This window comes from Phenylobacterium sp. (assembly GCF_046290725.1).
In the GTDB taxonomy this organism is placed as follows: Bacteria; Pseudomonadota; Alphaproteobacteria; order Caulobacterales; family Caulobacteraceae; genus Phenylobacterium.
Genome location: NZ_JBKBUH010000001.1, coordinates 1,109,502 through 1,135,485, shown reverse-complemented (window position 1 = coordinate 1,135,485; position 25,984 = coordinate 1,109,502). Strand labels below are relative to the sequence as shown.

General features: G+C 69.5%; 31 protein-coding genes. 13 read left to right on the top strand and 18 right to left on the bottom strand.

Annotation, left to right across the window (positions count from 1 at the left end):
* Positions 1 to 43: 43 nt before the first annotated feature.
* From ACK41C_RS06015 to ACK41C_RS06005, 3 genes are all read right to left on the bottom strand, one after another.
* Positions 44 to 499, bottom strand: a complete 456-nt coding sequence (locus ACK41C_RS06015; RefSeq protein ID WP_409651508.1) for a BLUF domain-containing protein — start codon at positions 497 to 499, stop codon at positions 44 to 46.
* A gap of 88 nt (positions 500 to 587) precedes the next feature.
* Positions 588 to 1,058, bottom strand: a complete 471-nt coding sequence (locus ACK41C_RS06010; RefSeq protein ID WP_409651506.1) for a BLUF domain-containing protein — start codon at positions 1,056 to 1,058, stop codon at positions 588 to 590.
* Positions 1,059 to 1,119: 61 nt separating this feature from the next.
* A complete protein-coding gene (locus ACK41C_RS06005; RefSeq protein ID WP_409651503.1) occupies positions 1,120 to 2,859 on the bottom strand; it encodes an N-acyl-D-amino-acid deacylase family protein in 1,740 nt (579 codons plus the stop codon).
* A gap of 171 nt (positions 2,860 to 3,030) precedes the next feature.
* Between ACK41C_RS06005 and ACK41C_RS06000 the strand changes: the two genes are divergently transcribed.
* Positions 3,031 to 3,165, top strand: coding sequence for a hypothetical protein (locus ACK41C_RS06000; RefSeq protein ID WP_409651501.1), 135 nt, complete (start codon positions 3,031 to 3,033; stop codon positions 3,163 to 3,165).
* Here the strand turns inward: ACK41C_RS06000 and ACK41C_RS05995 are convergent.
* On the bottom strand, positions 3,162 to 3,599 hold the full coding sequence (locus ACK41C_RS05995; RefSeq protein ID WP_409651499.1) for a hypothetical protein: 438 nt from the start codon (positions 3,597 to 3,599) through the stop codon (positions 3,162 to 3,164). The genes ACK41C_RS06000 and ACK41C_RS05995 overlap by 4 nt on opposite strands.
* A gap of 46 nt (positions 3,600 to 3,645) precedes the next feature.
* On the opposite strand from ACK41C_RS05995, the gene ACK41C_RS05990 reads away from it, so the two are divergent.
* From ACK41C_RS05990 to ACK41C_RS05975, 4 genes are all read left to right on the top strand, one after another.
* Positions 3,646 to 4,776 carry a DNA cytosine methyltransferase gene (locus tag ACK41C_RS05990; protein ID WP_409653933.1) on the top strand — a complete coding sequence of 377 codons (1,131 nt, stop codon included), beginning with the start codon at positions 3,646 to 3,648 and terminating at the stop codon, positions 4,774 to 4,776.
* Between the two features lie 98 nt (positions 4,777 to 4,874).
* Entirely contained in the window at positions 4,875 to 5,864 is a 990-nt protein-coding gene (gene cysK, locus ACK41C_RS05985) for a cysteine synthase A (RefSeq protein WP_409651496.1), read from the top strand.
* The gene (locus tag ACK41C_RS05980; protein WP_409651493.1) at positions 5,861 to 6,292 is read left to right on the top strand and encodes a very short patch repair endonuclease; all 432 of its coding nucleotides are present in this window, start codon (positions 5,861 to 5,863) and stop codon (positions 6,290 to 6,292) included. Before cysK ends, ACK41C_RS05980 begins: the two co-directional genes overlap by 4 nt.
* Positions 6,293 to 6,336: 44 nt before the next feature.
* Positions 6,337 to 8,232, top strand: coding sequence for an ATP-binding protein (locus tag ACK41C_RS05975; RefSeq protein ID WP_409651490.1), 1,896 nt, complete (start codon positions 6,337 to 6,339; stop codon positions 8,230 to 8,232).
* On the opposite strand, the gene ACK41C_RS05970 is transcribed toward ACK41C_RS05975, so the two are convergent.
* From ACK41C_RS05970 to ACK41C_RS05955, 4 genes are all read right to left on the bottom strand, one after another.
* Complete coding sequence (locus ACK41C_RS05970; RefSeq protein WP_409651488.1) at positions 8,229 to 8,687, bottom strand: OsmC family protein; 459 nt, start codon at positions 8,685 to 8,687, stop codon at positions 8,229 to 8,231. The genes ACK41C_RS05975 and ACK41C_RS05970 overlap by 4 nt on opposite strands.
* A gap of 70 nt (positions 8,688 to 8,757) precedes the next feature.
* Positions 8,758 to 10,545: an acyl-CoA dehydrogenase C-terminal domain-containing protein gene (locus tag ACK41C_RS05965; RefSeq protein WP_409651486.1), complete on the bottom strand. Its 1,788-nt coding sequence runs from the start codon at positions 10,543 to 10,545 to the stop codon at positions 8,758 to 8,760.
* Positions 10,546 to 10,631: 86 nt separating this feature from the next.
* On the bottom strand, positions 10,632 to 11,105 hold the full coding sequence (locus tag ACK41C_RS05960; protein ID WP_409651484.1) for a MerR family transcriptional regulator: 474 nt from the start codon (positions 11,103 to 11,105) through the stop codon (positions 10,632 to 10,634).
* A gap of 104 nt (positions 11,106 to 11,209) precedes the next feature.
* Complete coding sequence (locus tag ACK41C_RS05955; protein ID WP_409651481.1) at positions 11,210 to 12,919, bottom strand: lysine--tRNA ligase; 1,710 nt, start codon at positions 12,917 to 12,919, stop codon at positions 11,210 to 11,212.
* A gap of 121 nt (positions 12,920 to 13,040) precedes the next feature.
* Between ACK41C_RS05955 and ACK41C_RS05950 the strand changes: the two genes are divergently transcribed.
* Positions 13,041 to 13,421 carry a hypothetical protein gene (locus ACK41C_RS05950; protein ID WP_409651478.1) on the top strand — a complete coding sequence of 127 codons (381 nt, stop codon included), beginning with the start codon at positions 13,041 to 13,043 and terminating at the stop codon, positions 13,419 to 13,421.
* Here ACK41C_RS05950 and ACK41C_RS05945 read toward each other — a convergent pair.
* Positions 13,418 to 13,834, bottom strand: coding sequence for a PaaI family thioesterase (locus tag ACK41C_RS05945; protein WP_409651475.1), 417 nt, complete (start codon positions 13,832 to 13,834; stop codon positions 13,418 to 13,420). The genes ACK41C_RS05950 and ACK41C_RS05945 overlap by 4 nt on opposite strands.
* The gene (locus ACK41C_RS05940; RefSeq protein WP_409651472.1) at positions 13,831 to 14,283 is read right to left on the bottom strand and encodes a PaaI family thioesterase; all 453 of its coding nucleotides are present in this window, start codon (positions 14,281 to 14,283) and stop codon (positions 13,831 to 13,833) included. Before ACK41C_RS05940 ends, ACK41C_RS05945 begins: the two co-directional genes overlap by 4 nt.
* Before the next feature lie 338 nt (positions 14,284 to 14,621).
* Here ACK41C_RS05940 and ACK41C_RS05935 point away from each other — a divergent pair, with 338 nt between their 5' ends.
* Entirely contained in the window at positions 14,622 to 15,632 is a 1,011-nt protein-coding gene (locus ACK41C_RS05935; RefSeq protein WP_409651469.1) for a ligase-associated DNA damage response exonuclease, read from the top strand.
* Between the two features lie 7 nt (positions 15,633 to 15,639).
* Here ACK41C_RS05935 and dnaN read toward each other — a convergent pair whose 3' ends face one another.
* The 3 genes from dnaN to ACK41C_RS05920 all read right to left on the bottom strand — a co-directional run bounded on the left by dnaN (position 15,640) and on the right by ACK41C_RS05920 (position 18,433).
* Positions 15,640 to 16,758, bottom strand: a complete 1,119-nt coding sequence (dnaN, locus tag ACK41C_RS05930) for a DNA polymerase III subunit beta (protein ID WP_409651467.1) — start codon at positions 16,756 to 16,758, stop codon at positions 15,640 to 15,642.
* A gap of 119 nt (positions 16,759 to 16,877) precedes the next feature.
* Positions 16,878 to 17,834, bottom strand: a complete 957-nt coding sequence (locus tag ACK41C_RS05925; RefSeq protein ID WP_409651465.1) for a retroviral-like aspartic protease family protein — start codon at positions 17,832 to 17,834, stop codon at positions 16,878 to 16,880.
* A gap of 77 nt (positions 17,835 to 17,911) precedes the next feature.
* On the bottom strand, positions 17,912 to 18,433 hold the full coding sequence (locus ACK41C_RS05920; protein WP_409651463.1) for a pyridoxamine 5'-phosphate oxidase family protein: 522 nt from the start codon (positions 18,431 to 18,433) through the stop codon (positions 17,912 to 17,914).
* Between the two features lie 102 nt (positions 18,434 to 18,535).
* Here ACK41C_RS05920 and ACK41C_RS05915 point away from each other — a divergent pair, with 102 nt between their 5' ends.
* A complete protein-coding gene (locus ACK41C_RS05915) occupies positions 18,536 to 19,312 on the top strand; it encodes a tyrosine-protein phosphatase (RefSeq protein WP_409651460.1) in 777 nt (258 codons plus the stop codon).
* On the opposite strand, the gene ACK41C_RS05910 is transcribed toward ACK41C_RS05915, so the two are convergent.
* Complete coding sequence (locus ACK41C_RS05910) at positions 19,309 to 19,485, bottom strand: hypothetical protein (protein WP_409651457.1); 177 nt, start codon at positions 19,483 to 19,485, stop codon at positions 19,309 to 19,311. The genes ACK41C_RS05915 and ACK41C_RS05910 overlap by 4 nt on opposite strands.
* A gap of 78 nt (positions 19,486 to 19,563) precedes the next feature.
* Here ACK41C_RS05910 and cutA point away from each other — a divergent pair, with 78 nt between their 5' ends.
* Positions 19,564 to 19,890 carry a divalent-cation tolerance protein CutA gene (gene cutA / locus ACK41C_RS05905; protein ID WP_409651454.1) on the top strand — a complete coding sequence of 109 codons (327 nt, stop codon included), beginning with the start codon at positions 19,564 to 19,566 and terminating at the stop codon, positions 19,888 to 19,890.
* 96 nt (positions 19,891 to 19,986) lie between these two features.
* On the top strand, positions 19,987 to 20,334 hold the full coding sequence (locus tag ACK41C_RS05900; protein WP_409651452.1) for a hypothetical protein: 348 nt from the start codon (positions 19,987 to 19,989) through the stop codon (positions 20,332 to 20,334).
* Between the two features lie 60 nt (positions 20,335 to 20,394).
* Here the strand turns inward: ACK41C_RS05900 and grpE are convergent, their stop codons facing one another.
* Both grpE and hrcA read right to left on the bottom strand, forming a co-directional pair.
* Positions 20,395 to 21,024: a nucleotide exchange factor GrpE gene (gene grpE, locus ACK41C_RS05895; RefSeq protein ID WP_409651449.1), complete on the bottom strand. Its 630-nt coding sequence runs from the start codon at positions 21,022 to 21,024 to the stop codon at positions 20,395 to 20,397.
* Positions 21,025 to 21,042: 18 nt separating this feature from the next.
* Positions 21,043 to 22,110, bottom strand: a complete 1,068-nt coding sequence (gene hrcA, locus ACK41C_RS05890; RefSeq protein WP_409651446.1) for a heat-inducible transcriptional repressor HrcA — start codon at positions 22,108 to 22,110, stop codon at positions 21,043 to 21,045.
* A gap of 113 nt (positions 22,111 to 22,223) precedes the next feature.
* On the opposite strand from hrcA, the gene rph reads away from it, so the two are divergent.
* Entirely contained in the window at positions 22,224 to 22,940 is a 717-nt protein-coding gene (rph, locus tag ACK41C_RS05885; RefSeq protein ID WP_409651443.1) for a ribonuclease PH, read from the top strand.
* Positions 22,941 to 23,262: 322 nt separating this feature from the next.
* Here the strand turns inward: rph and ACK41C_RS05880 are convergent, their stop codons facing one another.
* Both ACK41C_RS05880 and ACK41C_RS05875 read right to left on the bottom strand, forming a co-directional pair.
* On the bottom strand, positions 23,263 to 23,499 hold the full coding sequence (locus tag ACK41C_RS05880) for a helix-turn-helix domain-containing protein (protein WP_409651440.1): 237 nt from the start codon (positions 23,497 to 23,499) through the stop codon (positions 23,263 to 23,265).
* Position 23,500: 1 nt separating this feature from the next.
* Complete coding sequence (locus ACK41C_RS05875) at positions 23,501 to 24,037, bottom strand: DUF2975 domain-containing protein (protein ID WP_409653932.1); 537 nt, start codon at positions 24,035 to 24,037, stop codon at positions 23,501 to 23,503.
* A gap of 163 nt (positions 24,038 to 24,200) precedes the next feature.
* Between ACK41C_RS05875 and rdgB the strand changes: the two genes are divergently transcribed.
* Together rdgB and hemW are read left to right on the top strand one after the other, a co-directional pair.
* Complete coding sequence (gene rdgB / locus ACK41C_RS05870; protein ID WP_409651437.1) at positions 24,201 to 24,800, top strand: RdgB/HAM1 family non-canonical purine NTP pyrophosphatase; 600 nt, start codon at positions 24,201 to 24,203, stop codon at positions 24,798 to 24,800.
* Positions 24,797 to 25,966 carry a radical SAM family heme chaperone HemW gene (gene hemW, locus ACK41C_RS05865; protein ID WP_409651435.1) on the top strand — a complete coding sequence of 390 codons (1,170 nt, stop codon included), beginning with the start codon at positions 24,797 to 24,799 and terminating at the stop codon, positions 25,964 to 25,966. Before rdgB ends, hemW begins: the two co-directional genes overlap by 4 nt.
* The last annotated feature ends 18 nt before the right edge of the window (positions 25,967 to 25,984 follow it).

Below are 25,984 nucleotides of genomic sequence, written 5' to 3'. Positions count from 1 at the left end.
ATGGCCCGCATCGCCTTCCGCGCGAAGCGGCATTCCGCCTGCGTCAGGCGAAGGCGCGGGCGCTGCGCATGGCCATCAGCAGCCAGAGGCTGGTGCGGCACGACAGGCGATCGGGGTCGAACGCCTCTCCTTGCCCCAAGGCGGCCAAGATCGGGGCGTCGTCGCGCTCGGGCCGGCGAGCGCAAAGGCTCCACCCGCCAAATTCCCGCCGCTCGACAGCACCGGAGATGATCACGCGCAGTTCGCCATGGCGGGGATCGCCATAGATCCGGCGGAACACCGCCATGACCGCCGGCCCCGGCCCCTCCAGCGCCTGCAGGAAGCAACCCTCGTGGGCCAAAAGCAGGCTGGTGACGGCGGCCTCGGCGTTGTGGTGTTCGGCCTGTCGGACGATGGCGGCGAGCGTCTCGGCCGGGCCGGAGGCGTCGGGCGTCCGGTCTCGGCTCACATAGATCAGCCGGTGCAGGCCGGCGGCGGAGGAAAGACGGGTCCCGGGCATGGGGAAGCCTCCTCTTGGGCTCTCCAGCCTCCCGCGGCCATGGCTAAGCTTGGCTTAAGCCTGGCTGCGGCGAACGGGCGCAGGAGCGCTAACGGAGGGCGGCCAATCCGACCCGATCCTGGATGCCGCGCACCGCCTTCAAGAGCCGCAGGGCGGAGGCGCCCGTGAGGCGGTGCGGATCGAAATGCGTGCGCTGGGCCAGCGTGTCGAGGATCGCGTCGTCGGCGGTCGAGAACCGTCGCGCGCACATGTTCCAATCGCCGAAAGCCCGCGCGCTTGCGGGTCCGGCCGCGATCACCTTGGCGTCGGTGTGCCGTGGATCGCGGTCGATGCGGCCGTAGGTCGTCATCACGGCTTCGGCCGGGCCCTCCAGCGCCTGGACGAACCAGCCTTCGTGAACCAGCAGCAGGCCCGTCACGGCCACCGCGCGATTGTTGCGGATCGATGCGCGGATGAGGCTTCCGATCTCCTCCTCCGGCGACTGGCCGGGCGCGAAGGCCTGACGGCTCGCATAGACCAGCCGATGCAAGGTGCGCGTGGACGAAATCTCGCCAACCATGGGAAAAAACTCCGCAGGGGCGAGGGTTTAGCTCAGAGACGTGAACCGCCGCCTAACGCGGCTATTCTGCGGCGAGCGCCGAGGGGGCCTCTGTGCGGCCCCGCAGCAGCCGGCCCGGCAGCGCGCCTGTGGGCTCGCCGTCGCGATAGGTGACCTCGCCCGCGACGACGGTCGCGACATAGCCGCTCGCCCGCTGGATCAACCGCCGGCCGCCCGCCGGCAGGTCGTAGGCCACGTCGGGCGCGAAGAGCGACAGCCTGTCGTAGTCAATGACATTGAGGTCGGCGCGATAGCCGGGGGAGAGCAAGCCCCGGTCGGCCAGGCCCAGCGCCAGGGCCGTGTCGCGGCTCTGCATCCGCACCATGGCCTCCAGGGGCAGCCGGGCGCCCCGGGTGCGGTCGCGCGTCCAGTGGGTCAGGTTCGAGGTGGGGAAGGAGCCGTCGCAGATCATCCCCACATGGGCGCCGCCATCGGAAAGGCCCGGCACGGTGTCCGGATGGATCAGCATCTCGTAGGACGGGTCCAGAGAGCCGTCGGCATAGTTCAGGAACGGCAGGTAGAGCATACCCTTGCCTTCGTTCGACAGCATGTGGTCGAGAGCCAGCTCTTCAGGTGCGACGCCGGCCGCCTCGGCGAGCCGCGCCACCGTGCGATCCGGCGTCTGCTCGTAGTCCGGCGTCTCCCCCATCAGGAACATGGTCTTCCAGTTCCGGGTCATATTGGCGGCGAAGGCCGGATCGGCCTGGCTCGCTTCGGAGAGCAGGCGGGCGCGGAACGCCGGATCGCGCAGGCGGGCGACCCGTTCGGCCAGCGGAGCCTTGGCGATCTCGCGGTAGCTCGGGTGCTGGCTGAAGGGGTTCAGGGTCAACTCGAAGCCGAACAGGATGCCGACCGGCCGACCGCAGACCTGGGCGCGCATGGGCAGGCCCGCCGCCGTGGCCTCGGCCAGCCGGTCCAGCAGGAACCGCCACTGCTCCGGCGCGCGGGGGCTCTGCACCAGGGAGAAGGAGAGCGGACGTCCCGAACGCTCCACGATCCGCCGCAGCATGGCGAACTCGGCTTCGGGATCGGCGAAGTCGGAGACGAACTGCAGCACGCCCCTCCCGGCGGCCGCCAGGCCCATGGCGATGCCGGTCAGCTCGGCTTCCGAGGCGGTGAGCGTCGGGGTCGGCTGGCCGTCGCTGGTGCGGTGATTGAGGGTGCGGGAGGTGGAGAAGCCCAGCGCGCCGGCCTCGACCGCGCGTTTGGCGATGGCGGCCATGGCGTGGATGTCGGCCTCGGTCGCTTCCTCGCGGTTCGCGCCGCGTTCGCCCATGACATAGACGCGCAGGGCCGCGTGGGGCAGCTGGCTTCCGATATCCACGTCGAAGCGCCGCGAAGCCAGGCTGTCGAGATAGTCGGGGAAGCTCTCCCAGTTCCAGGGCAGGCCCTCGGCCAGCACCGGGAAGGGGATGTCTTCGACCCCCTCCATCAATCGGATCAGGCGGTCGTGATCCTGCGGCCGGCAGGGCGCGAAGCCGACGCCGCAATTGCCCATCACCACCGTGGTCACGCCGTGCCACGAGGAGGGCTGCATCCGCACATCCCAGGTGGCCTGGCCGTCGTAGTGGGTGTGGATGTCGACGAAGCCCGGGGTGACCAGCAGGCCGCGAGCGTCGATCTCCTCCGCCCCACGACCGGAAACGGCGCCCACGGCGGCGATGCGGCCGTCCTTCACGCCCACATCGGCGACGAAGCCGGGCGCGCCCGTGCCGTCGATCACCGTCCCGCCGCGGATCACCAGGTCATAGGCCCGTTCCATGGCGCGCTCCCTCAAGGCTTTTGTCTTTGTCCGATTAAGCCGCCCCTTCCCTGGCGTCGGGTCAAGGGCGATCCGAAGCGTCGCCTCAGACTTTCTCAGGAATCTTCGCCCGAGTTCGCGCCGCGTTTACCGCAACAAGCTAGGCTTTGGGCGTCGAGGGAGTTTGCGGAGATGAAACTCAAGGCGCTTCTGGCGCTCGCCGCGCTGGCGGCCGTCGCGGTCGGCCTGTTGCTGCCCACGCCGCAGGTCGGGCGGAGCAAGCCCGCCCAGTCGCAGTTCGAGACCCTGACCCTCAATCGAGGCTAGCCGCCCTCACGCGGCATTTCCGAGGCCTTCGCCCCGCAGCCGCTGAACGTCTCTTCGCCGAGGGTGACGGTCGCCGCATAGGGATAGGCGAGGTCCGACATGCCGTCGGAACAGCCGGGCGCCTCCGAAAGCGCGACCACGAACGCGCGCCCGTCGGCCGCCGTCGAGGACCAGACCGCGCGCGCGCCGTCGGCGGCCGGGCCGGGGTTCGGCGCCACCACGGGCGGCTCGGGCTCCGGCCGGATCAGGGTTATTCCTGTGGGGCGGATCTGCACCGCCCAGAAGGGCTCGGTTCCGCGCGCATCGAAATCCCCGGCGAAGGGGGTTCCGGCTACGGGCGCATCGGCCGGCGGGGCGGCGGGCTCGCCGTTGGGGGCCTGGGGCTGGCAGGCGGCGAGCGCCAGGGCGCCGAAAACCGGGAGAATGGGGCGCATGGACACCTCCTTTCGCGACTGGCCGATCAGGTTAGACTTCGCGGCGATGAGTCGGAACCGCCGCCCTTCCTTCCTGGAATTCTTCGCCGGCGGCGGCATGGCGCGGCTCGGCCTCGGCGAGGCCTGGTCCTGCGCCTTCGCCAACGATTTCGACCCGGTGAAGGCCGCGACCTATCGGGACAATTTCCCTGACGCCGAACACTTTCACGAAGGCGATGTGTGGGCGCTCGCGCCTTCGGACCTGCCTCGAGGGGCGAGCCTCGCCTGGGCGTCGTCCCCCTGCCAGGACTTCAGCCTCGCGGGCGGCCGTGCGGGGTTGAAAGGCGGCCGGTCTTCGGCCTTCTTCGGCTTCTGGCGGCTGATCGAGGCGATGGGCGCAGAGGCCCCGCCGCTGGTGGTGATCGAAAACGTCTCAGGCCTGCTGACCTCCCACGGCGGCGCCGATTTCACCGCCCTCTGCGCGGCGCTGGCCAGACAGGGCTACCGCTTCGGCGCGCTGGAGATCGACGCGGCGGCCTTTCTGCCTCAGTCGCGCCCCCGGGTGTTCGTAATCGCCACGCGGCTCGCGCCCCCCGCCGGCCTGCAGGGCGAAAGCCCCTTTCACACCCGCGCTGTGCGCGAGGCGCAAGGACGCCTGCCCGCGGACCTGGCGCAAGGTTGGATCTGGTGGCGCGGCGCGGCTCCCCCACGACGCAACGCCGATCTGGCCAGCCTGCTGGAGCCGGATGCGGCGGCCGCCTGGCATTCGGCCGAACGGACGGAGCGCCTGCTCGCCCTCATGTCGCCCCTGCATCGGGCCCGGCTCGCCGCCGCCGAGGCCTCGGGCGAGCGCCGCGTGGGCGCAGTGTTCCGCCGGATGCGTGTCGAGAAGGGCGCACGGGTTCAACGCGCCGAGGTGCGGTTCGACGGTTTGGCCGGCTGCCTGCGCACCCCCCGCGGCGGCTCCTCGCGCCAGACCCTGCTGGTCGTCGATGGCGGCCAGGTTCGCTCGCGCCTCGTCTCGCCGCGGGAGGGCGCGCGCCTGATGGGCCTGCCCGAGGCTTATCGCCTGCCCGCGCCGGCCACGGCGGCCCTGCACGTGATCGGCGACGGCGTGGCCGTGCCGGTCGTGCGCTGGCTCTCGGCGGGGATCCTGGAGCCCATCATCGAGGCCCGACCGGCGCTCGCCGCCGAATAGGCCTTCTGGCGCCGGCCTTCAGAAGAAGTGCGCTTCCAAATCCCGTCTGCAGGCTTAAGGTCGCGCGGTCCGACACAAGAAACGACGAGGAAACCGCCATGGCCGACGCCGGCGCCTCCGCCTATGACGCCGCCCGCTACCAGCGCTCTGGCCGAGGCAAGATCTACGATTCCGTGCTCGACCTGATCGGCGACACGCCGCTGGTGCGCCTGCCGCGGCTGCACAAGGCGCTGGCGCCCAAGGGCGAGGTGGTCGCCAAGCTCGAATTCTTCAATCCGCTGGCCTCGGTGAAGGACCGCATCGGCGTTTCGATGATCGAATGGCTGGAGGCCGAGGGTCACCTGAAACCGGGGGGCACAATCGTCGAGCCGACCAGCGGCAACACCGGCATCGCGCTCGCCTTCGTGGCCGCGGCCAAGGGCTATCAGATCACCCTGGTCATGCCAGAAAGCATGTCCATCGAGCGGCGCAAGATGCTGATCATCCTGGGCGCCAAGCTGGAGCTGACGCCGGCCGAGCGCGGCATGGCCGGCGCCGTGGCCCGCGCCAAGGAGATCGTCGAGGCCACGCCGGGCGCAGTCATGCCCCAGCAGTTCGACAATGCCGCCAACCCGCTGATCCACCGGGTCTCCACCGCCGAGGAGATCTGGAACGACACCGACGGCCGGGTCGATGCGGTGATCTCCGGCGTCGGCACCGGCGGCACCATCACCGGCGTCGGACAGGTGCTGAAGGCGCGCAAACCGTCGGTGAAGATGGTCGCGGTCGAGCCCGCCGCCTCCCCCGTGCTCTCCGGGGGTCAGCCCGCCCCGCACAAGATCCAGGGCATCGGCGCCGGCTTCGTGCCCTCCATCCTCGACCGCGGCGTGATCGATGAGATCATCCAGGTCTCCAATGAGGACAGCTTCGCCATGGCCCGCCGCGTGGCCCGCGAGGAAGGCCTGCCGGTGGGCATCTCCTCCGGCGCGGCCCTGACGGCCGCATTCGACCTGGCGTCCCGCGACGAGTACGCCGGCAAGCTGATCGTGGCGATCATCCCCAGCTTCGCAGAGCGCTATCTCTCCACGGCGCTGTTCGAAGGGCTTTGACCGACGTCTTCGACCCGGAGAAACGCTCGGCGGTCATGCGCCGGGTCAAGGGGCGGGACACTACGCCCGAACGGAAGGTGCGCCGGGCCCTGACCGCGCTCGGCGCCCGATGTCGCCTGAACCGGAAGGACCTGCCGGGCTCGCCCGACATCGTCATGCCGGGGCGTCGGCTGGCGATCTTCGTGCACGGTTGCTTCTGGCACGGCCACGACTGCCGCCGCGGCGCGCGCGTGCCGAAGGCCAATCGCGACTATTGGCTGGCCAAGGTCGCCCGCAACCGCGCCCGGGACGCCGCGGCGCTTGACGCCCTGACCGTCGCCGGCTGGCGTGCCAAGACGCTCTGGGAATGCGAGCTGAAGGATGCAGGCGCTCTCAGCGAGCGGCTGGCGAAACTGTTGGCCGAGGCCCCTCTTCGAAGAAAACCTTAAGAATTCAAGGCCACACTGCTTGCCGAGAAGCTGTGAGGGTGCGGATGCCGCGGGCCATCCGCCTCGGGCGGGAAAGGCCCAGGCGAACGCCGCTGCTGGAGACCAAGATCGTCGTGATCGTATTGATCGCGACGATGGCCGCCCTGACGTGCACCTTCTCGATCTATCAGTACCGCAACTGGACCGCCGACCTCGACGACCTAGCGGCCGACCAACTCGCCGCCGGCCGGGTGATCGCCGGCCTTGCCGACGAGGCCCTGCGGCGCGACGACGCCCGTCTGGCCGCCGAGGCCCTCGCCGTGTTCCGCGCCACGGAGCACGCCACAGCCGCGAGCTATGTGGCCGCCGACGGGCGCCGGCTGGACTTCCGCCGCGACGAGAACGCCGTCCCGCCGTCGCCCTCCGGCGTGGCTGCGGCCCAGGCGCGGCGCACGCCGGAGGGGGTGGAGATTCGCATTCCCCATTTCGAGCGCGGCCGCCGGGTCGGCGAGCTCGTTCTCCTTGGCAGCCATGCAGAGCTGCTGCGCTTCCGGATCGTCAACATCCTGACGGCGATCGGGCTCTCGGCGGCGGGAACCCTCGGATCCGGTTGGCTGGCGCGCCGGATGGTGCGCCGGGCGCTCCGGCCGCTGCATGCGCTCGACGAGGTCCTGGAGGCGGTCGCGGCCTCCCGCGATTTCGACCGCGCTGTCGAGGTGACCTCTGACGACGAGGTCGGCCGGCTGGCGCGCAACTTCAACGGTCTGCTGGAGGCGCTGCGCGATTACGACGCCAGCTTGAACAGCGCGCTGGCCGAAGCCCACGCGGCCCGCGACGCGGCCGAGGAGGCGAGCCTGCTGAAGTCGCGCTTCCTGGCCAATATGAGCCACGAGGTGCGCACGCCCTTGAACGGAATCATCGGCATGGCCCAGGCCATGGCGCTGGAGGGCCTCGATCACCGCCAACGCGAACGGCTGGCGGTGATCGAGGCGTCGGGCTCGGCCCTGCTCTCCGTGCTCAACGACGTGCTGGACATCTCGCGCATCGAGGCCGGTCGCCTTCAGCTGGAAGAGGCGCCCTTCGAAGTCGCGGAGATCGCGGAGGGGGGGCGGACGGTCTTCGCCGCCGCCGCTGCGGCCAAGGGGCTGGAGTTCGCGCTCTTTGTGGAGCCCGGCGTAGAAGGCCGCTGGATGGGCGATTCCGCCCGGGTGCGGCAAGTGCTCTACAACCTGGCCTCCAACGCCGTGAAGTTCACCGAGCGCGGTCGCGTGGAGGTGCGCGTCGCGCCGGTTGAAGGGCAGGGCCTGGCGCTGGTCGTCTCCGACACCGGCGTCGGCGTGGCGCCCGACCTGGTTCCCAGGTTGTTCGGCCGTTTCGAGCAGGGCGACGGGGGCGTCACCCGGCAGTTCGGCGGCGCAGGCCTGGGGCTGGCGCTCTGCCACGATATCGTCGGCTTGATGGGCGGGCGGATGGAGGTTGAGAGCGAACTGGGTCGCGGCAGCACATTCCGGGCGATCCTTCCGCTGGCCCGCGCCGAAGCGCCGGCTGGAACCGACGACAAGGCCCTCGCCTGGCCGCTGCGCGTGCTGGTGGCCGAGGACAATCCGACGAACCAGCTGGTGGTGACCACCATACTGGCGGCCTTCGGCATCGAGCCGCTGATCGCCGAAAACGGCGAAGCGGCCGTCCAGGCCTGGGAGCAGGGGACCTTCGACCTCGTCTTCATGGACATCCAGATGCCGGTGCTGGACGGGGTTTCCGCCGTGCGCGAAATCCGCCGCCGCGAGGCCGCGCTCGGCCGCCCGCGCACGCGAATTGTCGCCCTGACGGCCCACGCCATGCCGCATCAGGTGGCCGAGTACGTCGCCGCCGGCATGGACGGCCACCTGGCCAAGCCGATCCTGATGGACAAGCTGATCGAGGCCCTGAACGCCGCCGCGCCGGCGGCTAAGGCGGCCTAAAGCCCGGCCACCGTCACCTGGGTCTTCACCGAGTTGGCGATGAAGCAGTCCTCGTGGGCGGCGTGGTGCAGTTCGGCCAGCGTCGCCGCATCCGGTCCGGCGCCGTCCCACTCGATCTCCGGCTTCAGGATCACCCGCGTCACCGCCTGGCGGCCGGGGGCGATTTCCTCCATCACGCCCTCGGCATGGTCGCGATAGGCGACGACGACGAAGCCGGCCAGCCGCGCCTTATGCAGGAAGGTCAGCATGTGGCAATTGGAAAGCGCCGCCACCAGCATCTCCTCCGGATCCACAGCGCTCTCGTCGGCCCATTTGCCGACCACGTGCGGCGAGGCCGAGGCCGGCACCTCCGCCCCCCCGTCGAAACGCAAGGTGTGGGCCCGGCTGTAGCGTCCCTTCAGGAAGTCCTCACCCGGCTTCAGGGTCCATTCGAGATCGGCGAAATATGCGGCCATGGCGTCCTCCGGGTGAGGCGCTGGATATAGGACGCCAGCCGTCCGGCGCGACCCTAAGGCCGAGCTTTTTTCAGAACGCTTCCGCCGGCAGGGCCATCATCAGTTCCGAACCCGTCTTCAGCTTGGCGAGGTGGGCGCCCGCCTCGGGCAGGACACGATCCATGTAATAGCGGCCGATGGTCAGCTTGTTCCCATAGAAGGGATCGGTCTCGCCGGCCGCGATCTTCGCCTGGGCCGCCACGGCGATCTGGGCCCACATATAGGCCAGCGCCGTATAGCCGAAGAGTTGCAGATAGTCGGTGGAGGCCGCTCCGGCGTTGTCGGGATTGGCCAAGCCGTGCTGCATCAGCCAGAGGGTCGCCTCCTGCAGCTGGGCCTTGGCGAGGGCCAACGCGTCGGTGAACGGCTTGAGCGCAGGCTCGCCCTGGTTGGCCTCCACGAAGGCGTCGATCTCGGCGAAGAAGGTCATCACCGCCCGCCCCCCCTGGGCGGCCAGCTTGCGGCCGACGAGATCGAGGGCCTGCACCCCGTTCGTGCCCTCGTAGATCAGGGCGATGCGCACGTCGCGCATGTACTGGCTGACCGGGAAGTGCTCGGTGAAGCCCGAGCCGCCGTGCACCTGCACCGCATCCGAGCAGACCTTCAGCCCCCGGTCGGTCAGGAAGCCTTTCACCACCGGCGTCATCAGCGCCATGTAGTCGGCGGCCTTCTGGCGCACCGCCTCATCCGGATGGGCGTGGGCGAGGTCGCCCTGCAGGGCGGTCCAGAACAGGAAGGCGCGCCCGCCTTCGATCAGCGCGCGGCTATCCATCAGCATCCGGCGCACGTCGGGATGCACGATGATCGGGTCGGCGGGGCCGTCGGGGTTCTTCGGCCCGGTCAGGGACCGGCCTTGCAGCCGCTCCTTGGCGAACTCGGCGGCGGCCTGATAGGCGGCCTCGGCCTGCGAGATGCCTTGCAGGCCCACCCCGATCCGCGCCTCGTTCATCATCACGAACATCAGCTTCAGGCCCTGGTTCTCCTCGCCGACCAGCCAGCCCTGCGACCCCTCGTGGCGGATCACGCAGGTGGCGTTGCCGTGGATGCCCATCTTCTCTTCCAAGCCGTCGCAATAGACGCTGTTGCGTTCGCCCGGCTTGCCGTCCGCGTCGGGGATGAACTTCGGCACGATGAACAGGCTGATGCCCCGCACGCCTTCCGGCGCGCCCTCGATGCGGGCCAGCACCAGGTGGACGATGTTTTCGGCCATGTCGTGCTCGCCGCCGGAGATCCAGATCTTGCCGCCAGTGATGCGATAGCTGCCGTCTGCTTGTGGAACCGCCTTGGTGCGCAGCAGGCCGAGATCCGTGCCGCAGTGGGGCTCGGTCAGATTCATGGTCCCGCACCATTGCCCGGAGGCGAGCTTGGGCAGGTAGAGGTCCTTCTGCGCCTGGGAGCCGCCGTTCAGGATCGCCGAATAGGCGCCGTGGGTCAGGCCTGGATACATGGAGAAGGCCATGTTCGCCGAGGAGCTCATCTCCGAGAAGGCGAGGTTGACCACATGCGGCAGGCCCTGGCCGCCATAGGCCGGCTCCGCCCCCAGCGCCGGCCAGCCCCCCTCCACCAGCTGGGCGTAGGCTTCCTTGAAGCCGGGCGGGGTCTTGACCGTGTGGTCGGGATTCCAGACGCAGCCCTGCTTGTCGCCAACGGCGTTCAGCGGCGCCAGCACCTCGCCCGTGAACCGGCCGGCCTCCTCGACGATCTGCTCCACCACATCGATGGAGGCGTCGGCGAAGTGGGGCAGGTTGGCGTAGCTTTCCAGGCGCAGGACGTCGCGCAGCAGGAAGACATGGTCGCGCACGGGGGGCTGGTAGGGCATCGGGGCTCCGAACGGCTAAAGGGGCTCGCAGGCGTGCTGGAGCCCCTTGATTATCTCCAATGGCGGCGGCGCAGAAGCGCCCGCGCCTACTTCGCGTGTTCCAGGTCGCCCAGGCGCGCGCGCAGCACCTGGTCGTAGTCGGCCGCGCGGGGCAGCAGGTCCGGCCGGGTCGCGGCGAGCTGCTTTTCCAGGGCGTCGCAACCCGTGCGCAACTGCTCGATGGCCTGGTCGATGTCGCGGCGCTGGGCCTCCAGGGCCACGATCCGCTCGCGGAATTTCTGCAGCGACTTGGCGTTCTGGGCCGCGCCCCCGTCGCCGATCTCGTAGAGATCGAGGATCTCGCCGATTTCGGAGAGCGACAGGCCTACGCGCTTGCCGCGCAGGATCAGCTGAAGCCGGGCGCGATCCTTGTAGGAATAGACCCTGTTCATGCCGTCGCGGGCGGGCGAGAGCAGGCCCTTGTCTTCATAGAACCGCAGGGCGCGCGGCGTGCATTTGAATTCCAGGCAGAGCTGCCGGATCGTGTAGGTCCGGGCGGGGCGGCGCAGATCCGCAGGCATGGCGTCCTCCCTTGAACGCGCTTTTTGACCGCTGACAGCGTAAATCCCACCTTCCGTTTACGTCAAGGTGATCGTTGGTAACCTGGGCGTGAGCCCGCAAGGCCTCAGGCGGCGACGAGCTCGCCCGCCAGCGCACGCTCGATCAGCTCGATGGTGCGGTCCAGCCCGAAGATGGCCGCGAAGGAGCCGAAGCGCGGCCCCTGGCTCTGGCCCAGCAGCACCTCGTAGAGCGCGCCGAACCACAGGCGCAGGGGCTCGAAGCCGCCGGCCTTGCCCGCCTCATAGACCTCGTTCTGAATCAGCTCGGCGTCCTGGCAGCCGGCCGGTAGGGCCTTGAACCGCCGCACCAGGTCCTCCATCGCCGCCCGCTCCTGCGGCGCAGGCTCTCGGAACCGCTTCGAGGGCTTCACGAAGTCCTCGTAATAGTGGATCGCGTAGTCGGCCAGCTTGTCCAGCATCGGCTCGCTCTGCGGGCTCGCACCTGCGATGTAGCGGGAGACGAATCCCCAGAGGATCTCCTTGGTCGAGGCGTCGGCGGCCGAGACCAGGTTCAGGAGCAGGGAGAAGGAGACCGGCGAGCCCTTCTCCGGCGGCGCGCCGCGGTGGACGTGCCAGGCGGGATTGTCGATGGCCGGCGCATTCGCGCCTTCCCGATTGCGGTTGAAGGCGTCCAGCTGCTGCAGGTACTCGTCGGTCGCCTTGGGAATGACGTCGAAATAGAGTCGCTTGGCCGACTTCGGCGACTGGTACATGTAATAGGCCAGGCTCTCGGGCGCGCCGTAGCGCAGCCACTCCTCCATGGTCAGGCCGTTGCCCTTGGACTTGGAGATCTTCTGGTTGTTCTCGTCCATGAAGAGCTCGAAGTGGAAGGCCTCCGGCGGCGTCCCGCCCAACACCTTCACCAGCTTGTTCGAGACCCGGACGGAATCGACGAGATCCTTGCCGGACATCTCGTAGTCCACCTCCAGGGCCGTCCAGCGGGCGGCCCAGTCGGGGCGCCACTGCAGCTTCACGTGACCGCCGGTGACGGGAACCTCGGTCGGCGTCCCGTCCTCGTCGGGGAAGACGATGGTTCCCGTCTCGAGATTGCGCTCCAGGGTCGGGGCCTGCAGCACCCGGCCGGTCTTCGGGCTGATCGGCAGGAAGGGCGAATAGGTGGCGCGGCGCTCCTCGCCCAGGGTGGGCAGCATCACCGCCTGGATGGCGTCGAACCGCTCCAGCACGCGCAGCAGCACCTCGTCGAAGCGGCCGGACCTGTAGCAGTCGGTGGAGGAGAGGAACTCGTACTCGAAGCCGAAACCGTCGAGGAAGGCGCGCAGGCGGGCGTTGTTGTGCGCGCCGAAGCTCTCGTATTCGCCGAACGGGTCGCGCACGCTGGTGACCGGCTTGTCGCGATCCTCCTCCAGGAGGTGGCGGTTGGGCACGTTGTCCGGGATCTTCCGCAGGCCGTCCATGTCGTCGGAGAAGACGATCAGCTTCGAGGGGATGGCGTCCCCGGTCAGCGCCCGGAAGGCGGTTCGCACCATGGTCGGCCGCGCGGCCTCGCCGAAGGTGCCCATGTGCGGCAGGCCCGAGGCGCCATAGCCGCACTGGAAGACCACCGGCTTCTGCAGCGCCTGGAAAGTGCGCACGGCCTCATCGGCCTTGCCTTCGTGGATCAGGCTGGCGGCCAGGTCCCGCTCGGCGTCGGTGAGGCGCAGGCGCAGGATGCGGTCGAGCAGGATGCGGGCCTGCTCGAAGGGCCAGCTCTTGGCGCCCTGGGCCTGGTGCGAGAGGCCCCGGAGATCGGTGGTCGGTTGTGCGGTGGCGGACATGCGGGGGCGTTACCGCTCCGAGGGCCCCGCCTCAAGCGGACTTTTGACGCGCAGGCGCGCGGTGCGGCGGAACCTTGGCGCAGGTTCGGCGTCATTGCCTGCGCACCGGAGGACGCCCGCCATGGATCTGCTCGTCGCCAAACGCGCCTTGGGCCTGCTCTCGATCGCGCTCGGGGTGGTGGCCGTCGCCAATCCCGTCCGCGTGTCGCGCTCTCTCGGCCTGACTCTCGACGAACAGGCGATGAGCGCCTTCGGCGCCCGCGAGATTGCGGCAGGCGCCGGCCTGCTCTCGCCCGTCAAGCCCGGCCCCTGGTTCTGGGTGCGGGTGGGCGGCGACGTGATGGACATGGCGACGCTGGCCAAGGCCATCGACCGGGAGAACCCGCGGCGGACCGCCGCCTTCGCAGCCCTCGCCGCCGTGGCGGCCATCGCCGCTCTCGACCTCTTCTTCGCCGCCCGCGCCAGCCTGGACAAGGAAGAGAACGCCGAGGCCGCCGCCTAGCTGGACAGGAGGAAGTGGCCGCGCAGCGAGGCTACGGGCTTCTCACGCGCCTCCTGCCAGGCCTCGACCTGCACGTTGGCGATCTGACGGCCGATCTTGCGCACATCGGCGCGGGCGTAGGTGATCATCGCCTTACCGGGGCGCAGGTAATCGATCGTGACGTCGATGGTCTTGGGAACCCGCGCGCTTCCCTGGCGGATCGAGAGCTGGGCCAGGGCCGTCATCTCCATGAAGGCGCCGATCACGCCTCCATGCAGGGCCGGCAGCATGACGTTGCCGACAAGGTGCGGCGCGAACGGCAGGATGGCGGTCATCTCGTCGCCCGCCAGCTCGGCGCGCATGCCGAGGAAGTCCACATAGGGCACGCGGGCCAGGAAGGCCTGCAGGCGCTCGTTCGCTGTGGGTTCCGTCATGCGCCGCCCTCGGGCCGCTTCAGGACGAAGGCCGCCTGGGCCGTGGCGATGGGATCGGCGGGACTGACGTCCCAGGCCTGGGCGCGCACGAAGGCGATGGTGCGGGTGCGCTTGTAGCAATGCGCCTGGGCCGTGATGTCGGCGCGCGGGGTCGCAGGCCGCATGTAGTCGATGCGCAGGTCCAGGGTGGCGGTGGAGAAGGGGCCGCCTTCGGACATGGAGCCGGAGGTGATGGCCAGGCCGCAGCAATGGTCGAGAAGGGCGGTCACGACCCCGCCGGCGATGACGCCGGTGTCGGGGTCTCCGACCAGGTCGGCCCGCCAGGGGGCCAGGATCGAGCCGTGGTTCGGCTGGACGTCGACGAGCTTGAAGCCGAGGGCGGAGGCCTGCGGCACGGTTTCCACCATGTGCCGCGCCATCTCGCGAAGGGCCTCGGGGGTGATCGTCATCCCCTTGTCAGTGAGGCGCCTCCGCCTGTCGGTCAATCTTCCGCAAGGTCAAGGTGCGGAACCCTTAGAACGCGCCGGCCGCTTGACCATAGACCGCCAGCAGGACCGCGACGAGCGGGGTGACGGCGAGGGCGAAGTTGGCGAGGCCGTTGAAAGCGAAGGTGTTTTGCATGACTGTGTTCCCTGTCTTTTGTGGACCGCGTCGGCCGCGCTCCGATGAGATGGGTATACAAAAACGCGTTCGCGAATACTCGTTAAGTCTCAGTCATGAAGTCGATTTCACATTCTGAATACTCTGTAATGTTCGTTAAGGGGGAAGGCCGCAGGGACCTCGCCGCATGATCCGCCCCGAAGCCCTGCTCTGCCCCAAGCCCCAGGGGCTCTATTGCGCGCCCGGCGACTTCTTCGTCGATCCGACCTCGCCCGTGGCTCGCGCAGTGATCACCCACGGCCACGCCGATCACGCCCGGGCCGGCCATGGGGCCGTGCTGGCGACACCGGAGACCCTGGCGATCATGGCCGAACGCTACGGCCAGGGCTTCGCCGAAACGGTCCAGCCCGCCCGCTACGGCGAGGTGGTCCGCCACGGCGAGGTGGAGATCTCCCTGGTTCCTGCCGGCCATGTGCTGGGGTCGGCCCAGGCGGTGGTGCGCTGGAAGGGCCTGACCATGGTGGTCTCCGGCGACTACAAGCGCCGGCGCGACCCGACCTGCCCGCCCTTCGAGCCCGTCCCCTGCGACGTCTTCATCTCCGAGGCGACCTTCGGCCTGCCGGTGTTCCGCCATCCGGACGACGCCGAGGAGATCGCCCGACTGCTGCGCTCAGTCGCCCAGTTTCCGGAACGCTCGCACATGATCGGGGCCTATGCCCTCGGCAAGGCGCAGAGGGTGATCCGGCTGCTGCGGGAGGCCGGCTGGGACCGGCCCATCCACGTCCACGGCGCCCTGGAGCGGCTGAACCGCCTCTACGAGGCGCACGGGATCGATCTCGGGCCGCTGGCGCCCGCCACCTCAGCGGCGAAGCAGGACCTGGCGGGCGCCATCGTCGTGGCGCCGCCCTCGGCGCTCGCCGACCGCTGGTCGCGGCGGTTTCCCGATCCGGTGGCGGCCTTCGCCTCCGGCTGGATGCGGGTTCGGGCCCGCGCACGCCAGCGCGGGGTGGAGCTGCCGCTGGTGATTTCCGACCATGCCGACTGGGACGAGCTGACCGCCACCATCGACGAGATCCGACCGGGCCAGCTCTGGATCACCCATGGGCGCGAGGAGGCGCTGGCCCGCTGGGCCGAGCTGCACGGGATCGAGGCCAGGGCGCTGGCCCTGGTCGGCTACGAGGACGAAACCGAGGACTGAAGCGCCGTCAGACCCTGAGCGGCATCAGCACGTACTGGACGTCGGCGTCCGCCGGATCGAGCACGAGCGCCGGGTCGTTCGGCCCACCGAATCGGAACTCGGCCTGCTCGGCCCCGATCTGGTCCGTTACGTCCAGCAGGTAGCGGGCGTTGAAGGAGAGCTCGAACGCCTCGCCGGCATAGTCGGCCTCCAGCTCTTCCACCGCCTGGCCCGCCTCCATGTTGCGGACGGTCAGCACCACGCGGCCGGGTTCGATGGCCATGCGCACCGAGCGGCTCTTCTCCGCCGAGATCGTCGCCACCCGGTCCACGGCCTGGGCGAACAGCTTGTTGTCGACCATCAGGACCCGGTTGTTGTCCTTGGGGATCACGCGGACATAGTCGGGGAAGTTGCCGTCGATCACCTTGGAGGTCAGGGCGGCGCCGCCGAATTCGAAGCGCACCTTCTGGGGACTGACCTGCAGGTCGATGGATTCGCCGGCGTCCTCCAGCAGGCGCCGGGCCTCGCCCACCGTCTTGCGCGGCACGATCACGCCTGGCGCCCCGGCGGCGCCCTCCGGCGCGGCCATCTCAGCCAGGGCCAGGCGGTGGCCGTCGGTGGCCACGGCCCGCAGCTTCAGCGCGCCGCCCTCGTTGACCGTGTGGAGATAGAGGCCGTTCAGATAGTAGCGCGTCTCTTCCGTCGAGATGGCGAAACGGGTCTTGTCGACCAGCCGGATGAGATCGTTCACGTCGACGCCGATCCGCCCCGACAGGCCGTCGGAGGACATCATCGGGAAGTCGCCGGCCGGCAGGACCGGCAGGTTGAAGCGCGAACGCCCGGCCTGGACCGTCAGCCGCGGATCCTCGCCCGTGAAGGCAAGCGAAACGTCGGCGCCTTCGGGAAGCTTGCGCACGATCTCGTAGAGTGTGTGGGCCGGTGCGGTGATCTGGCCGGGCTGGTCCACCTGGGCGAGCGCCTCGTCGATGATCTCCATGTCGAGATCGGTCGCCGAGAAGGTCAGGCGATCGCCCTCGGCCGAGAGCAGGACGTTGGACAGGATGGGGATGGTGTTGCGACGCTCCACCGCGCTCTGCACATGCCCCAGCGCCTTCAGCAGCGCCGCCCGTTCGATCGTAAGCTTCATATCTTGGTCCGAACCTCCGCGCGCCGGCACGAACCGCCGGCGCCCCCCGATGGGAAGGGACTAGGGACATTAGTCGAATTCGGGGCGCGTGGAAGGGGCTGCGCCCGCAAGTGCGACGCTCAGGCGCCGGCGAGGTCGAAGCGCACCGAGGAGCGGCCGAAATCCAGGGCCACGTTGTCGAACAGAGTCAGGAGGTCGATGCCCAGCATCATGGTCGGCTTGTCGTGCAGGTCCCACAGCTTGAAGACCGGGACGTCGGTGAACACCACCGGCACATTGCCGAGCGTCAGGCCGCCCAGCCGCATGAACGGCACATAGAGCTGGTCGCCGGAGAAGGATTCGCCGGCGATGCTGACCAGACCCACCTTGGTGGCGCGGCTGCGGGCGGTGGGGTCCTGACGCTCGATCAGCCTGCGCACGGCGAGGTTGCCCAGCGAGAACTGCGAGCCGGAATCGATCATGGCGTTGATGCGCTCGCCGCTGAGGTCGGCGTCGACGATGGTGAGCTGGCCGGACTTGCGGCGAGCGGGCACCACCACGCGGCCCTCGCGGCTGGTCTCGCGGCGAGACTTCCCGATCTCGATAGACCGGCCCTTGAAGGCGAAGACCAGCCGCTGACCTTTCAGCCAGTCGATGCCCAGCACGCCGTCGATGTCGAAGCCCGCCATGGGCAATACCGGCGCCTCGACGTTGCGGCGGGCGCGGTCGCTCACGAGCAGTTCGTCGATGTGGACGCTGGCGCGCGGCCGCCGGCCGACCACGGTGTTCACGTGCAGCACCCGGCCCTGGGGCAGCTTCAGGCTGTCGGCCAGGCGGGCGGAGACGCAGGAGGTGTTGGCCCCCGTATCGACCATGAAGCGGAACGGGCCGCGGCCGTTCAGGTAGACCGGAGCCACCACGTGGTCGAAGGGGCCGCCGGGCGTATCGATGGTGGTTGGGGGAAGGTCTGGCTCGAGCGCCGGATCGAACGGCTCGGCCTGCGGCGGCAGGCTGGCGAACGCCGGCGAGGCCAGCATCAAGCCGCCGGCCGCCGCGATCCGGCCGATGAGCCGCCGCCGAGTCTCGGACCCCGCCACGGGAGCCTCCCCGTCGAAGAACGGCGTTAGGTTACCGCTTAGGCCTTTGGGGGGTCAATCGGCCATGCGCCCTTGGCCTAGTGAGGGGCGGCCCCACCCAGGTCGACGTGGGCGCGATCGCCGAGATCCGGTTCCCGTCCGGTGGCGTTGGCCCGGGCGATCTCATAGGCGAACCTCACCGGCCCGGCTTCGGACAGCCAGATCTGGGCGTCGCGGGCGGCGAAGCGCAGCATGGTCAGGCGGGGATCGTCCTTTCCGTCCGGGTACCAGGCCGCCACGACGGGCCCCCAGTACTTCTCGATGCGCGCCTGGTCATGGTTCTGCTCCAGCCGGCCGGAGAGGCACGCCTGAAGGTCCTGGTCCTTTGACTGGACGACGAACATGGCCTCGGCGCCGTCCGCGACGCTGCGCGCCAGGTCGGTGTCGGTGCGCGTGAAGAACCAGATATCCCCCGTCTCCGGTTCAGCGAAGGCGGTCATGGGCTGGAAGTGCTGCACCGGGGCGCCGCCCACCACGCCGAGCATGCCGTATCGCCCCTTAGCGATCTCCTTCCACAGGCGCTCTTGCATTTCCGCGGGGTTTTGGGTGTCGGTGGCCATGGGTCGCTCGCTTCAGGACATTGGAGACAGGGCGAAGAACCCGGAGCCCTCCGGTGGGTTCCGACCGCACGCCTGTCACACACCTGGCGGAACATGGGAGGCATGGACCTGCGCATTCATTCCTACGAAGGCGTCGCCAATTTCCGGGACTTCGGCGACTACGCCAGCCGCCACGGGGGACGCGCGGCCGCGCGCCGCCTCTTCCGCTCGGCCCACCACGGCGGGGCCACCGACGCGGACCTGGCGCGCATGGCTGAGCTTGGCCTCGCCGCGGTGGTCGACTTGCGCCGCATCTCCGAACGTAGGGCGCAGCCTTCGAGGCGGTGGGCCGACTTCGCCGCCGAGGTGATCGAATGTGACATCGGTGATGTGGGCGAAGCCCCTCACATCGCCTTCCTGCGCCGGACCGACCTCTCGCCGGCCAGCGTGCGCGCCTTTTATCTCGACTATTACGCCAAGGCCCCGTTCGAGCCACGTCACCGGGATCTCTTCCGCCGCTATTTCGAGGCGCTGGCGCGCGCGCCGGGTGGCGTCCTGATCCATTGCACCGCCGGCAAGGACCGCACCGGCCTGCTCGCCGCCCTTACCCATCACGTGCTGGGCGTGGCCGAGGACGAGATCGTCGCCGACTACCTGCTGACCAACGCCGCCGTCGGCGTGGAGGCGCGCCTGCCCACGGTGGCCCTCTCGCTGGAACAGACCCTGGGCCGCAAACCCACCGAGGCCGCCGTCCGCGCGTTCCTCGGTGTGGAGGCGGACTTCCTGACGGCGGCCCTCGAGGCGATCCGCGCCGGCCACGGAACCGTGGAGGGCTATCTGGAATCACTGGGCGTAGATGCCTCGATGCAGGACGCCGTTCGGGCCAACCTGCTGGGCTAGGGGCTGGCCTCCGAGGGCCGATCGGGTTCGTCCGCCTCGGCCAGCGCCGTCGGATCCTTGACGAAGCCGCGCGCGACGGCGGTTTGGGAGAACACCTCCTCCTGGCCGTCCTCCAGCAACTCCAGGCCGTCGGCGGTCGCGTCCTGATCCGGCTTTTCGGGTGACGACGTCATCGTGGTTTCCTTCCGCGTTATGAAGCCGCCGCGACCCGGGAGGGTTCCGGGAGAGGAGAGGGTTCGAAGGAGGCGCAGATGTTCCAGGCCGTTGTCGTTCAGACCACCACCGAAACCGAGTCCGAGGCGGAAGCCATCGCCGAGCTGCTGCTGGAGCGGCGGCTGGCGGCCTGCGTCCAGATCACGCCGATCCGCAGCCGTTATGTGTGGAGGGGCCAAGTCGCTCGCGCAGACGAGCAGCTTCTCGCGATCAAGACCCGGGCCGAGCTGTTCGAGGCGGTTCGCGAAGCGATCCGCGCACAGCATTCCTACGAGACGCCGGAGATCCTCGGCGTCGCAGCAGCCGCGGTCGATCCCGCCTACCTGGCTTGGCTGACAGAGGCCACGCGGACGGCGGAGAACTGAACAGGCCTCATTTCGGCCGCAGCAGGGCCTCTCCCAGGTCCCATTGACACGAAACCGTGAGGGGGCGTCGGGGGATGCTCAACGACGGGAGATCCCATGCGTACGATCGCCATCCTCGGGGCCGCCGGCCTCTTCGCCGCGGCCGCCCTGCCGGCCGCCGCCCAGACCTCCGAAGCGGGCCAAGCCGCGCCGCCCGCCGCCGAAGCCGGCGCCTCGGCCGACGCCTCCGCCCAGGTGGCGGTCGGTCAGGCGGTGAAAGACAACACCGGCGCCACCATCGGCACGGTGACCGACCTGAAGGCCAATGAGAGCGGGGGCCAGGTGGCGACCGTTCAGATGGGCGCCGACAGCTTCGCCGTCGACGCCTCAAGCCTGGCCGTCCAGGACGGCGCGGCGGTGATCAACGCCAGCGAGGCCGAGATCAAGAACATGATGAAGAAGTAGGCGAAGGCCCACTTCGGACCCACGACTCAACGCCCCGCCACCCGGCGGGGCGTTGTTCGTTCAGGCCTTGGTGTCCACCGAACCGCCCGCCTCTTCGCCCGAGGCCGCGGCGTCGCCGCCGGCGTAGGGATTGGCCGGGGCGGCGTGTTCGGCGGGCGCGGCCTCGCCGGTCGATCCCTTGGCGGCCACCACCACCATGGCCGGCCGCACCAGCCGGCCGAGCAGTTCGTAGCCCGGCTGCAGGGTCTGGATGACCCCGCCGGCGCCCACCTCGTCGGAGGCCTGCTCCATCATCGCCTGATGGAAGTGGGGATCGAACTTCGCGCCCTTGGGCGGCTCGATCCGCTTCAGGCCGTTGGCCTCGAAAGCCGCCAGCAGCGACTTCTCGGTCATCTCGACGCCGAGCACGAAGTTCTTCACCGCCGGGTCCTCGCCCTGGGGCGGCGCGGCCAGGGCCCGGCCGAGCGTGTCCGATACCGTCAGCAGGTCGCGGGCGAACTTCTGGATGGCGTAGGCGCGCGCGTCGTTGGCCTCCCGCTCGGCCCGCCGCTTGGTGTTCTCCGCCTCGGCGGCCACCCGCAGCACCTGGTCCTTCAGCGCGGCCACCTCGGCGCGCAGGGCGATCAGCTCGTCGGCGGCCGCATCGGCCACGTCGTTGAGGTCCTCGGCCGGCGTTTGATCGTCGGTCATGTCGTTTCCAAGCATCCTTTACGCGTTCGTCACCTGGGAAAGCACGCGGGCGGTGTAGTCCACCAGCGGGATCACCCGAGCATAGTTGAGGCGCGCGGGCCCGATCACGCCGATCGCGCCCAGCACCTTCTGCCGGCCCGTCATATAGGGCGCCGCGATCACGGCGGAACCCGAAAGCGAAAACAGCCGCGTCTCGGCGCCGATGAAGATGCGCACGCCCTGGGCCTGGCGGACATCGTCGAGCAAACCGATCAGCTGCTCCTTTTGTTCGAGGTCGTCGAACAGCCGGCGCACGCGCTCCAGGTCCTCAAGCGTCTCCCGGTCGGCCAGCAGATTGGCGCGACCGCGGACGATCAGCGCACGTTCCGAGCCCTCGCCGCCGCCCCACGCCGCCAGCCCGTCCTCCACCAGTCGCGCGGCGGCGACGTCCAGCTTGCGCCGGGCGGCGTCGAGCTCGGCGCGGATCTCGGCCCCGGCCTCGGCCAGGGTGCGGCCGCGCAGGCGGGCGTTCATGAAGTTGGAGGCTTCCTGCAGGGCGCTGGGGGTGACGCCGGCGGCCAGCCGCATCAGCCGGTTCTCCACCTGACCGTCGTCGAAGACCATGATGGCGAGCGCCTGGTCGGCCGAGAGCGAGACGAACTCCACATGCTTGATGCCGGCGTCGCGCACCGGGGTGACGACCACCCCGGCGCCGCCGGCCAGGCCCGAAAGGATGGCGCTGGCCTCGTTCAGGGCTTCCTCGAAATTGCGGCCCTTGACCGAGAGACGCGCCTCGATGGCCCGGCGGTCCTCCTCGCCGACGTCGCCCACCTCCAACAGGCCGTCGACGAACAGGCGCAGGCCGGCGTGCGTCGGCAGCCGGCCGGCGCTGACGTGTGGGGCGTCCAGCAGGCCTAGCTCGGCCAGATCCTGCATGGTGTTGCGGATCGAAGCCGGGGACAGCTGAATCCCGCCTTTGGAGAGCGTCCGCGAACCCACCGGCTCGCCCGTCTCCAGATAGCTCTCCACCACCCGGCGGAAGATGTCGCGGGCCCGCTCGTCCAATTCGGCGAGGGACGGCCCGGGCGAAAGCAGCGGGCTGGTCACGGCTGTCGGCGTCGCTCCTTCGGAGCCATGGACGGAACCTCCTCGATCTAGGATAAGCGCGCACTCCGGCGGCGCAAGGCGCCGGCCGCCACGCCGCCTTGAGGAGCCCCGTCATGCGTCCGTCCGAACGCTCGCCCGAGACCCTTCGCCCGGTCGTCCTGGAAACCGGCGTCAACCGCTACGCCGAAGGCTCCTGCCTGGCGAGCTTCGGCCACACCAAGGTGCTGATAACCGCCAGCGTAGAGGACCGGGTGCCGCCCTTCATGCGCGGGCGGGGCCTGGGCTGGGTGACGGCGGAGTACGGCATGCTGCCGCGCGCCACCCACACCCGCGGCCGGCGGGAGGCGTCGGAGGGCAAGCAGTCCGGGCGCACCCAGGAGATCCAGCGCCTGATCGGCCGCTCCCTTCGGGCGGTGGTCGACCCCGCCCGGCTGGGGGAGCGGCAGATCTCCATCGACTGCGACGTGATCCAGGCCGACGGCGGCACGCGCACGGCGGCGATCACCGGGGCCTGGGTGGCCCTGCGCCTGGCGACGAAATATCTGATGGAGGAGGGGGTGATCTCGGCCGACCCGATCCTCGATCAGGTGGCGGCGATCTCCTGCGGCGTGTTTTCCGGAACCCCGGTGCTCGACCTGGACTACGAGGAAGATTCCAACGCCGAGGCCGACGCCAATTTCGTCCTCACCGGGACCGGCGACATCGTCGAGATCCAGGCGACGGGCGAGAAGCGTGGATTTTCGCAGGGCGAGTTCGAGGCCCTGTTCGCCCTGGCCCGCAAGGGAATCGGGGAGCTGTGCGAGCTCCAGAGGGCCGCGACGGGCGGCTGAGCGCGTTCCGCAAAGTGAAGCGTTCCGAACGCGTCAAGCCTTGGACAGCCCGCCGCTGGTCTTGGGAACGGCTGCTTAGAAGCCGTTGATCAGCATGAAGCGGAACGAACCGGACGGGATCCGGGCCATTTCGCGCGCGATGGGCCCCATCAGGGCGAGGATGAAACGCTCGATGGCCTGAGCCATGGCCGCCTCCATTTGTGCGTTGCAACATTTTGTTGCGATGCACATATGAAGTCTGCCCTGGAGACGCAAGGCTTTTGAGCCTCGCTTTTCACCAGATGGTCAAATGTGTTGTTGCGGCGCAACATGCGCCCCAGACCTACTCCTCCTCGTCGAGGAAGGGCTCCTCCGGGCCGGGAACGTATTCCAGAAGGTCTCCCGGCTGGCAGTTCAGCTCCCGGCAGAGGGCCGACAGGGTGGTGAAGCGCACCGCCCGGGCCTTGCCGGTCTTCAGGATCGACAGGTTGGGCACCGTGACGCCGACCCGATCGGCCAGTTCGGTCAGCGACATGCGCCGTTCGAGCAGCACGCGGTCGAGAAGAACCCGGATCGGCATGTCAGATCGTAAGCTCCGCTTCGCGGCGAAGGCGGGCGCCTTCGCGGAACACCTCGGCCAGGACGAAGACCACCAGCACCGAGAACCACGCGGTCAGGCTGAAGCCTGGCGTGTTGATCTCCGATCCCGGCAGCAGCCAGGTCCCCAGGCCCCAGACCGCATAGCGGCCGATCTCCAGCCCGGCGAGCACCAGGCCGATCACCCGCAGGCGCATCACATTGTCGGGATGGAAGGGATCGCCGGCCGTCAGGGTTGCGAAGATCCGCCGCAGGCGCTCGACGATCACCAGCACGCCTCCCAGATAGAGCGCCATGGCCGCCAGCCCGCCCAGCAGGAACGGCCCCTTGGCGGCCATTTCGGCCCCGCCGGCGCCGGTGCGGATGGTGATGTCGTCGATGAGCGACGGGTTGAAGCTGAACATGATGGCGGCCAGCATCATCAGGGCCACGACGCCCAGCCCCGCCCAAAGCAGGAAGAACACCACGTCGAGGATGATCTTCAGGAAGCTCGAAACCGAGCCCGGCCCCAAGGCGCGCATCATCGCCTCCGACTTTTCCGCCCGCCTGTCGATAGGGCGAAGCGGCCGCTCGGCCAAGGCCCTTATCGAAAAACGATATTAAACTTTTGCAATACACACGTCGTCGCATCCCCCTATGCTGCGGGGCCTTCGTCCAGTGCTCGAAAGTGACAAGGCGCGTTCCATGCCCCTGAAGCTCGATCCCGGCGCCCGCCTGGTCGTCGCCACCCACAATCCCGGCAAGGCCGCGGAACTGGCGGCGATCCTGGAGAACCGGTTTACCTTGACCACCGCCGGCGAGCTCGGCCTTTCCGAACCGGAGGAGACCGAGGCCACCTTCGCCGGCAACGCCCTGCTCAAGGCCCGCCAGGCCGCCGACGCCTCCGGCCTTATCGCCTTGGCTGACGATTCCGGACTGTCGGTCGCGGCCCTGGACGGCGCGCCGGGCGTCTTCTCCGCCCGCTGGGCGGGTCCGTCGAAGGACTTCCGGGAGGCCATGGCCAAGGTGGAGACTCGCCTGGAAGAGGCGGGCGCCGAGGACTTCGCCGCCTGGTTCACCTGCGCCCTGGCGGTCGCCTGGCCCGACGGGCCGGCGGTGGTCGTGGAGGGCCGCATCGACGGCGCGCTGACCTTTCCGCCGCGCGGGGACAAGGGGTTCGGCTACGATCCGATCTTCGTGCCCGAAGGCGGCGAGCAGACCTTCGGCGAAATGGATCCCGCGGCCAAGGACGCGATCAGCCATCGCGCCCGCGCCTTCGCCAAGCTGAAGGCCGCCCTGCTTTGACGCCGCCCGCTCCCCCGGCGGGGAGCCCGGCGCTCGGGGTCTATATCCATTGGCCCTACTGCGCCCGGGTCTGCCCCTATTGCGATTTCAACGTCGTGCGCGACCGTGGGCGGCGCGAGGAGCAGATCGCCCTGTTCGGCGCCATCTTGGAAGACCTCGTCGCCCAGGCCGAGCTGACGGGTCCCCGGCGCCTGGCCTCCATCTTCCTGGGCGGCGGCACGCCCTCGCTGATGGACCCCGATTGGGCCGGCGAACTGATCGCCCAGGCGCGCAAGCTGTGGACTCCGGACGGCGAGGTGGAGGTGACCCTGGAGGCCAATCCCACCGACGCCGAGACCGAACGCTTCGCCGCCTTCGCCGCCGCCGGGGTGAACCGGCTTTCGCTGGGGCTTCAGGCGCTGAACGATGCGGACCTCAGGCAACTCGGCCGCAACCACGACGCCGCCGGCGGCCGGCGCGCGGCGGAGACCGCCGCCCGTGTCTTCCCGCGCCTCTCCCTGGACCTGATCTACGCCCGGCCCGGCCAGACGCCGCAGGCCTGGCGCGCCGAGCTCGCCGAGGCCCTGGCCCTGGGCCCCGAGCACGTCTCGCCCTATCAGCTGACCATCGAAGGCGGCACGGCCTTCGAGCGCGCCGTTCGCCGGGGCGCCCTGGTCCCGCCCGACGAAGACACGGCCGCCGAACTTTTCGAGACCACCCAGGCGGTGCTGGAGGCCGCCGGCTTCGACGCCTACGAGGTCTCAAACCACGCCCGCGGCCCACAGGCGCGTTCCCGCCACAACCTCGTCTATTGGAGCGGCGGAGACTATGTCGGCGTCGGTCCAGGCGCCCACGGGCGGATCACCGGTCGCCGCCAACGCATCGCCACCTACGCGGCCCCACGGGTGGCCGACTATGTGGCCAACGTCCTCGACATGGGGAACGGCTTCGCCAAGTACGACGTGCTCGACGCGCGCGCCGCGGCGCAGGAGCGGCTGCTGTCGGGCCTGCGGATCGACGACGGCGTCCCCTTCGGAGAGCTTGCGCCGCTCGCGCTCTCCCCCGACCGGCCGGAGATCACCGGCCTCGTCGCGCAGGGGCTGATCGCCAAGGATCCTGAGCGCCTGCGCGTCACCCGCGCCGGCCGCCTAGTCCTGGACCACGTCACGGCCCGGCTGGGGGTCTGAGGCTTGCCATCGGCGGCT

Coding starts and splice junctions, on each gene's coding strand:
- ACK41C_RS06015 (WP_409651508.1), bottom strand. CDS start 499: ATGCCCGGGACCCGTCTTTCCTCCGCCGCCGGCCTGCACCGGCTGATC.
- ACK41C_RS06010 (WP_409651506.1), bottom strand. CDS start 1,058: ATGGTTGGCGAGATTTCGTCCACGCGCACCTTGCATCGGCTGGTCTAT.
- ACK41C_RS06005 (WP_409651503.1), bottom strand. CDS start 2,859: ATGGAACGGGCCTATGACCTGGTGATCCGCGGCGGGACGGTGATCGAC.
- ACK41C_RS06000 (WP_409651501.1), top strand. CDS start 3,031: ATGAAACTCAAGGCGCTTCTGGCGCTCGCCGCGCTGGCGGCCGTCGCG.
- ACK41C_RS05995 (WP_409651499.1), bottom strand. CDS start 3,599: ATGCGCCCCATTCTCCCGGTTTTCGGCGCCCTGGCGCTCGCCGCCTGC.
- ACK41C_RS05990 (WP_409653933.1), top strand. CDS start 3,646: ATGAGTCGGAACCGCCGCCCTTCCTTCCTGGAATTCTTCGCCGGCGGC.
- cysK (WP_409651496.1), top strand. CDS start 4,875: ATGGCCGACGCCGGCGCCTCCGCCTATGACGCCGCCCGCTACCAGCGC.
- ACK41C_RS05975 (WP_409651490.1), top strand. CDS start 6,337: ATGCCGCGGGCCATCCGCCTCGGGCGGGAAAGGCCCAGGCGAACGCCG.
- ACK41C_RS05970 (WP_409651488.1), bottom strand. CDS start 8,687: ATGGCCGCATATTTCGCCGATCTCGAATGGACCCTGAAGCCGGGTGAG.
- ACK41C_RS05965 (WP_409651486.1), bottom strand. CDS start 10,545: ATGCCCTACCAGCCCCCCGTGCGCGACCATGTCTTCCTGCTGCGCGAC.
- ACK41C_RS05960 (WP_409651484.1), bottom strand. CDS start 11,105: ATGCCTGCGGATCTGCGCCGCCCCGCCCGGACCTACACGATCCGGCAG.
- ACK41C_RS05955 (WP_409651481.1), bottom strand. CDS start 12,919: ATGTCCGCCACCGCACAACCGACCACCGATCTCCGGGGCCTCTCGCAC.
- ACK41C_RS05950 (WP_409651478.1), top strand. CDS start 13,041: ATGGATCTGCTCGTCGCCAAACGCGCCTTGGGCCTGCTCTCGATCGCG.
- ACK41C_RS05945 (WP_409651475.1), bottom strand. CDS start 13,834: ATGACGGAACCCACAGCGAACGAGCGCCTGCAGGCCTTCCTGGCCCGC.
- ACK41C_RS05940 (WP_409651472.1), bottom strand. CDS start 14,283: ATGACGATCACCCCCGAGGCCCTTCGCGAGATGGCGCGGCACATGGTG.
- ACK41C_RS05935 (WP_409651469.1), top strand. CDS start 14,622: ATGATCCGCCCCGAAGCCCTGCTCTGCCCCAAGCCCCAGGGGCTCTAT.
- dnaN (WP_409651467.1), bottom strand. CDS start 16,758: ATGAAGCTTACGATCGAACGGGCGGCGCTGCTGAAGGCGCTGGGGCAT.
- ACK41C_RS05920 (WP_409651463.1), bottom strand. CDS start 18,433: ATGGCCACCGACACCCAAAACCCCGCGGAAATGCAAGAGCGCCTGTGG.
- ACK41C_RS05915 (WP_409651460.1), top strand. CDS start 18,536: ATGGACCTGCGCATTCATTCCTACGAAGGCGTCGCCAATTTCCGGGAC.
- ACK41C_RS05910 (WP_409651457.1), bottom strand. CDS start 19,485: ATGACGTCGTCACCCGAAAAGCCGGATCAGGACGCGACCGCCGACGGC.
- cutA (WP_409651454.1), top strand. CDS start 19,564: ATGTTCCAGGCCGTTGTCGTTCAGACCACCACCGAAACCGAGTCCGAG.
- ACK41C_RS05900 (WP_409651452.1), top strand. CDS start 19,987: ATGCGTACGATCGCCATCCTCGGGGCCGCCGGCCTCTTCGCCGCGGCC.
- grpE (WP_409651449.1), bottom strand. CDS start 21,024: ATGACCGACGATCAAACGCCGGCCGAGGACCTCAACGACGTGGCCGAT.
- rph (WP_409651443.1), top strand. CDS start 22,224: ATGCGTCCGTCCGAACGCTCGCCCGAGACCCTTCGCCCGGTCGTCCTG.
- ACK41C_RS05880 (WP_409651440.1), bottom strand. CDS start 23,499: ATGCCGATCCGGGTTCTTCTCGACCGCGTGCTGCTCGAACGGCGCATG.
- ACK41C_RS05875 (WP_409653932.1), bottom strand. CDS start 24,037: ATGCGCGCCTTGGGGCCGGGCTCGGTTTCGAGCTTCCTGAAGATCATC.
- rdgB (WP_409651437.1), top strand. CDS start 24,201: ATGCCCCTGAAGCTCGATCCCGGCGCCCGCCTGGTCGTCGCCACCCAC.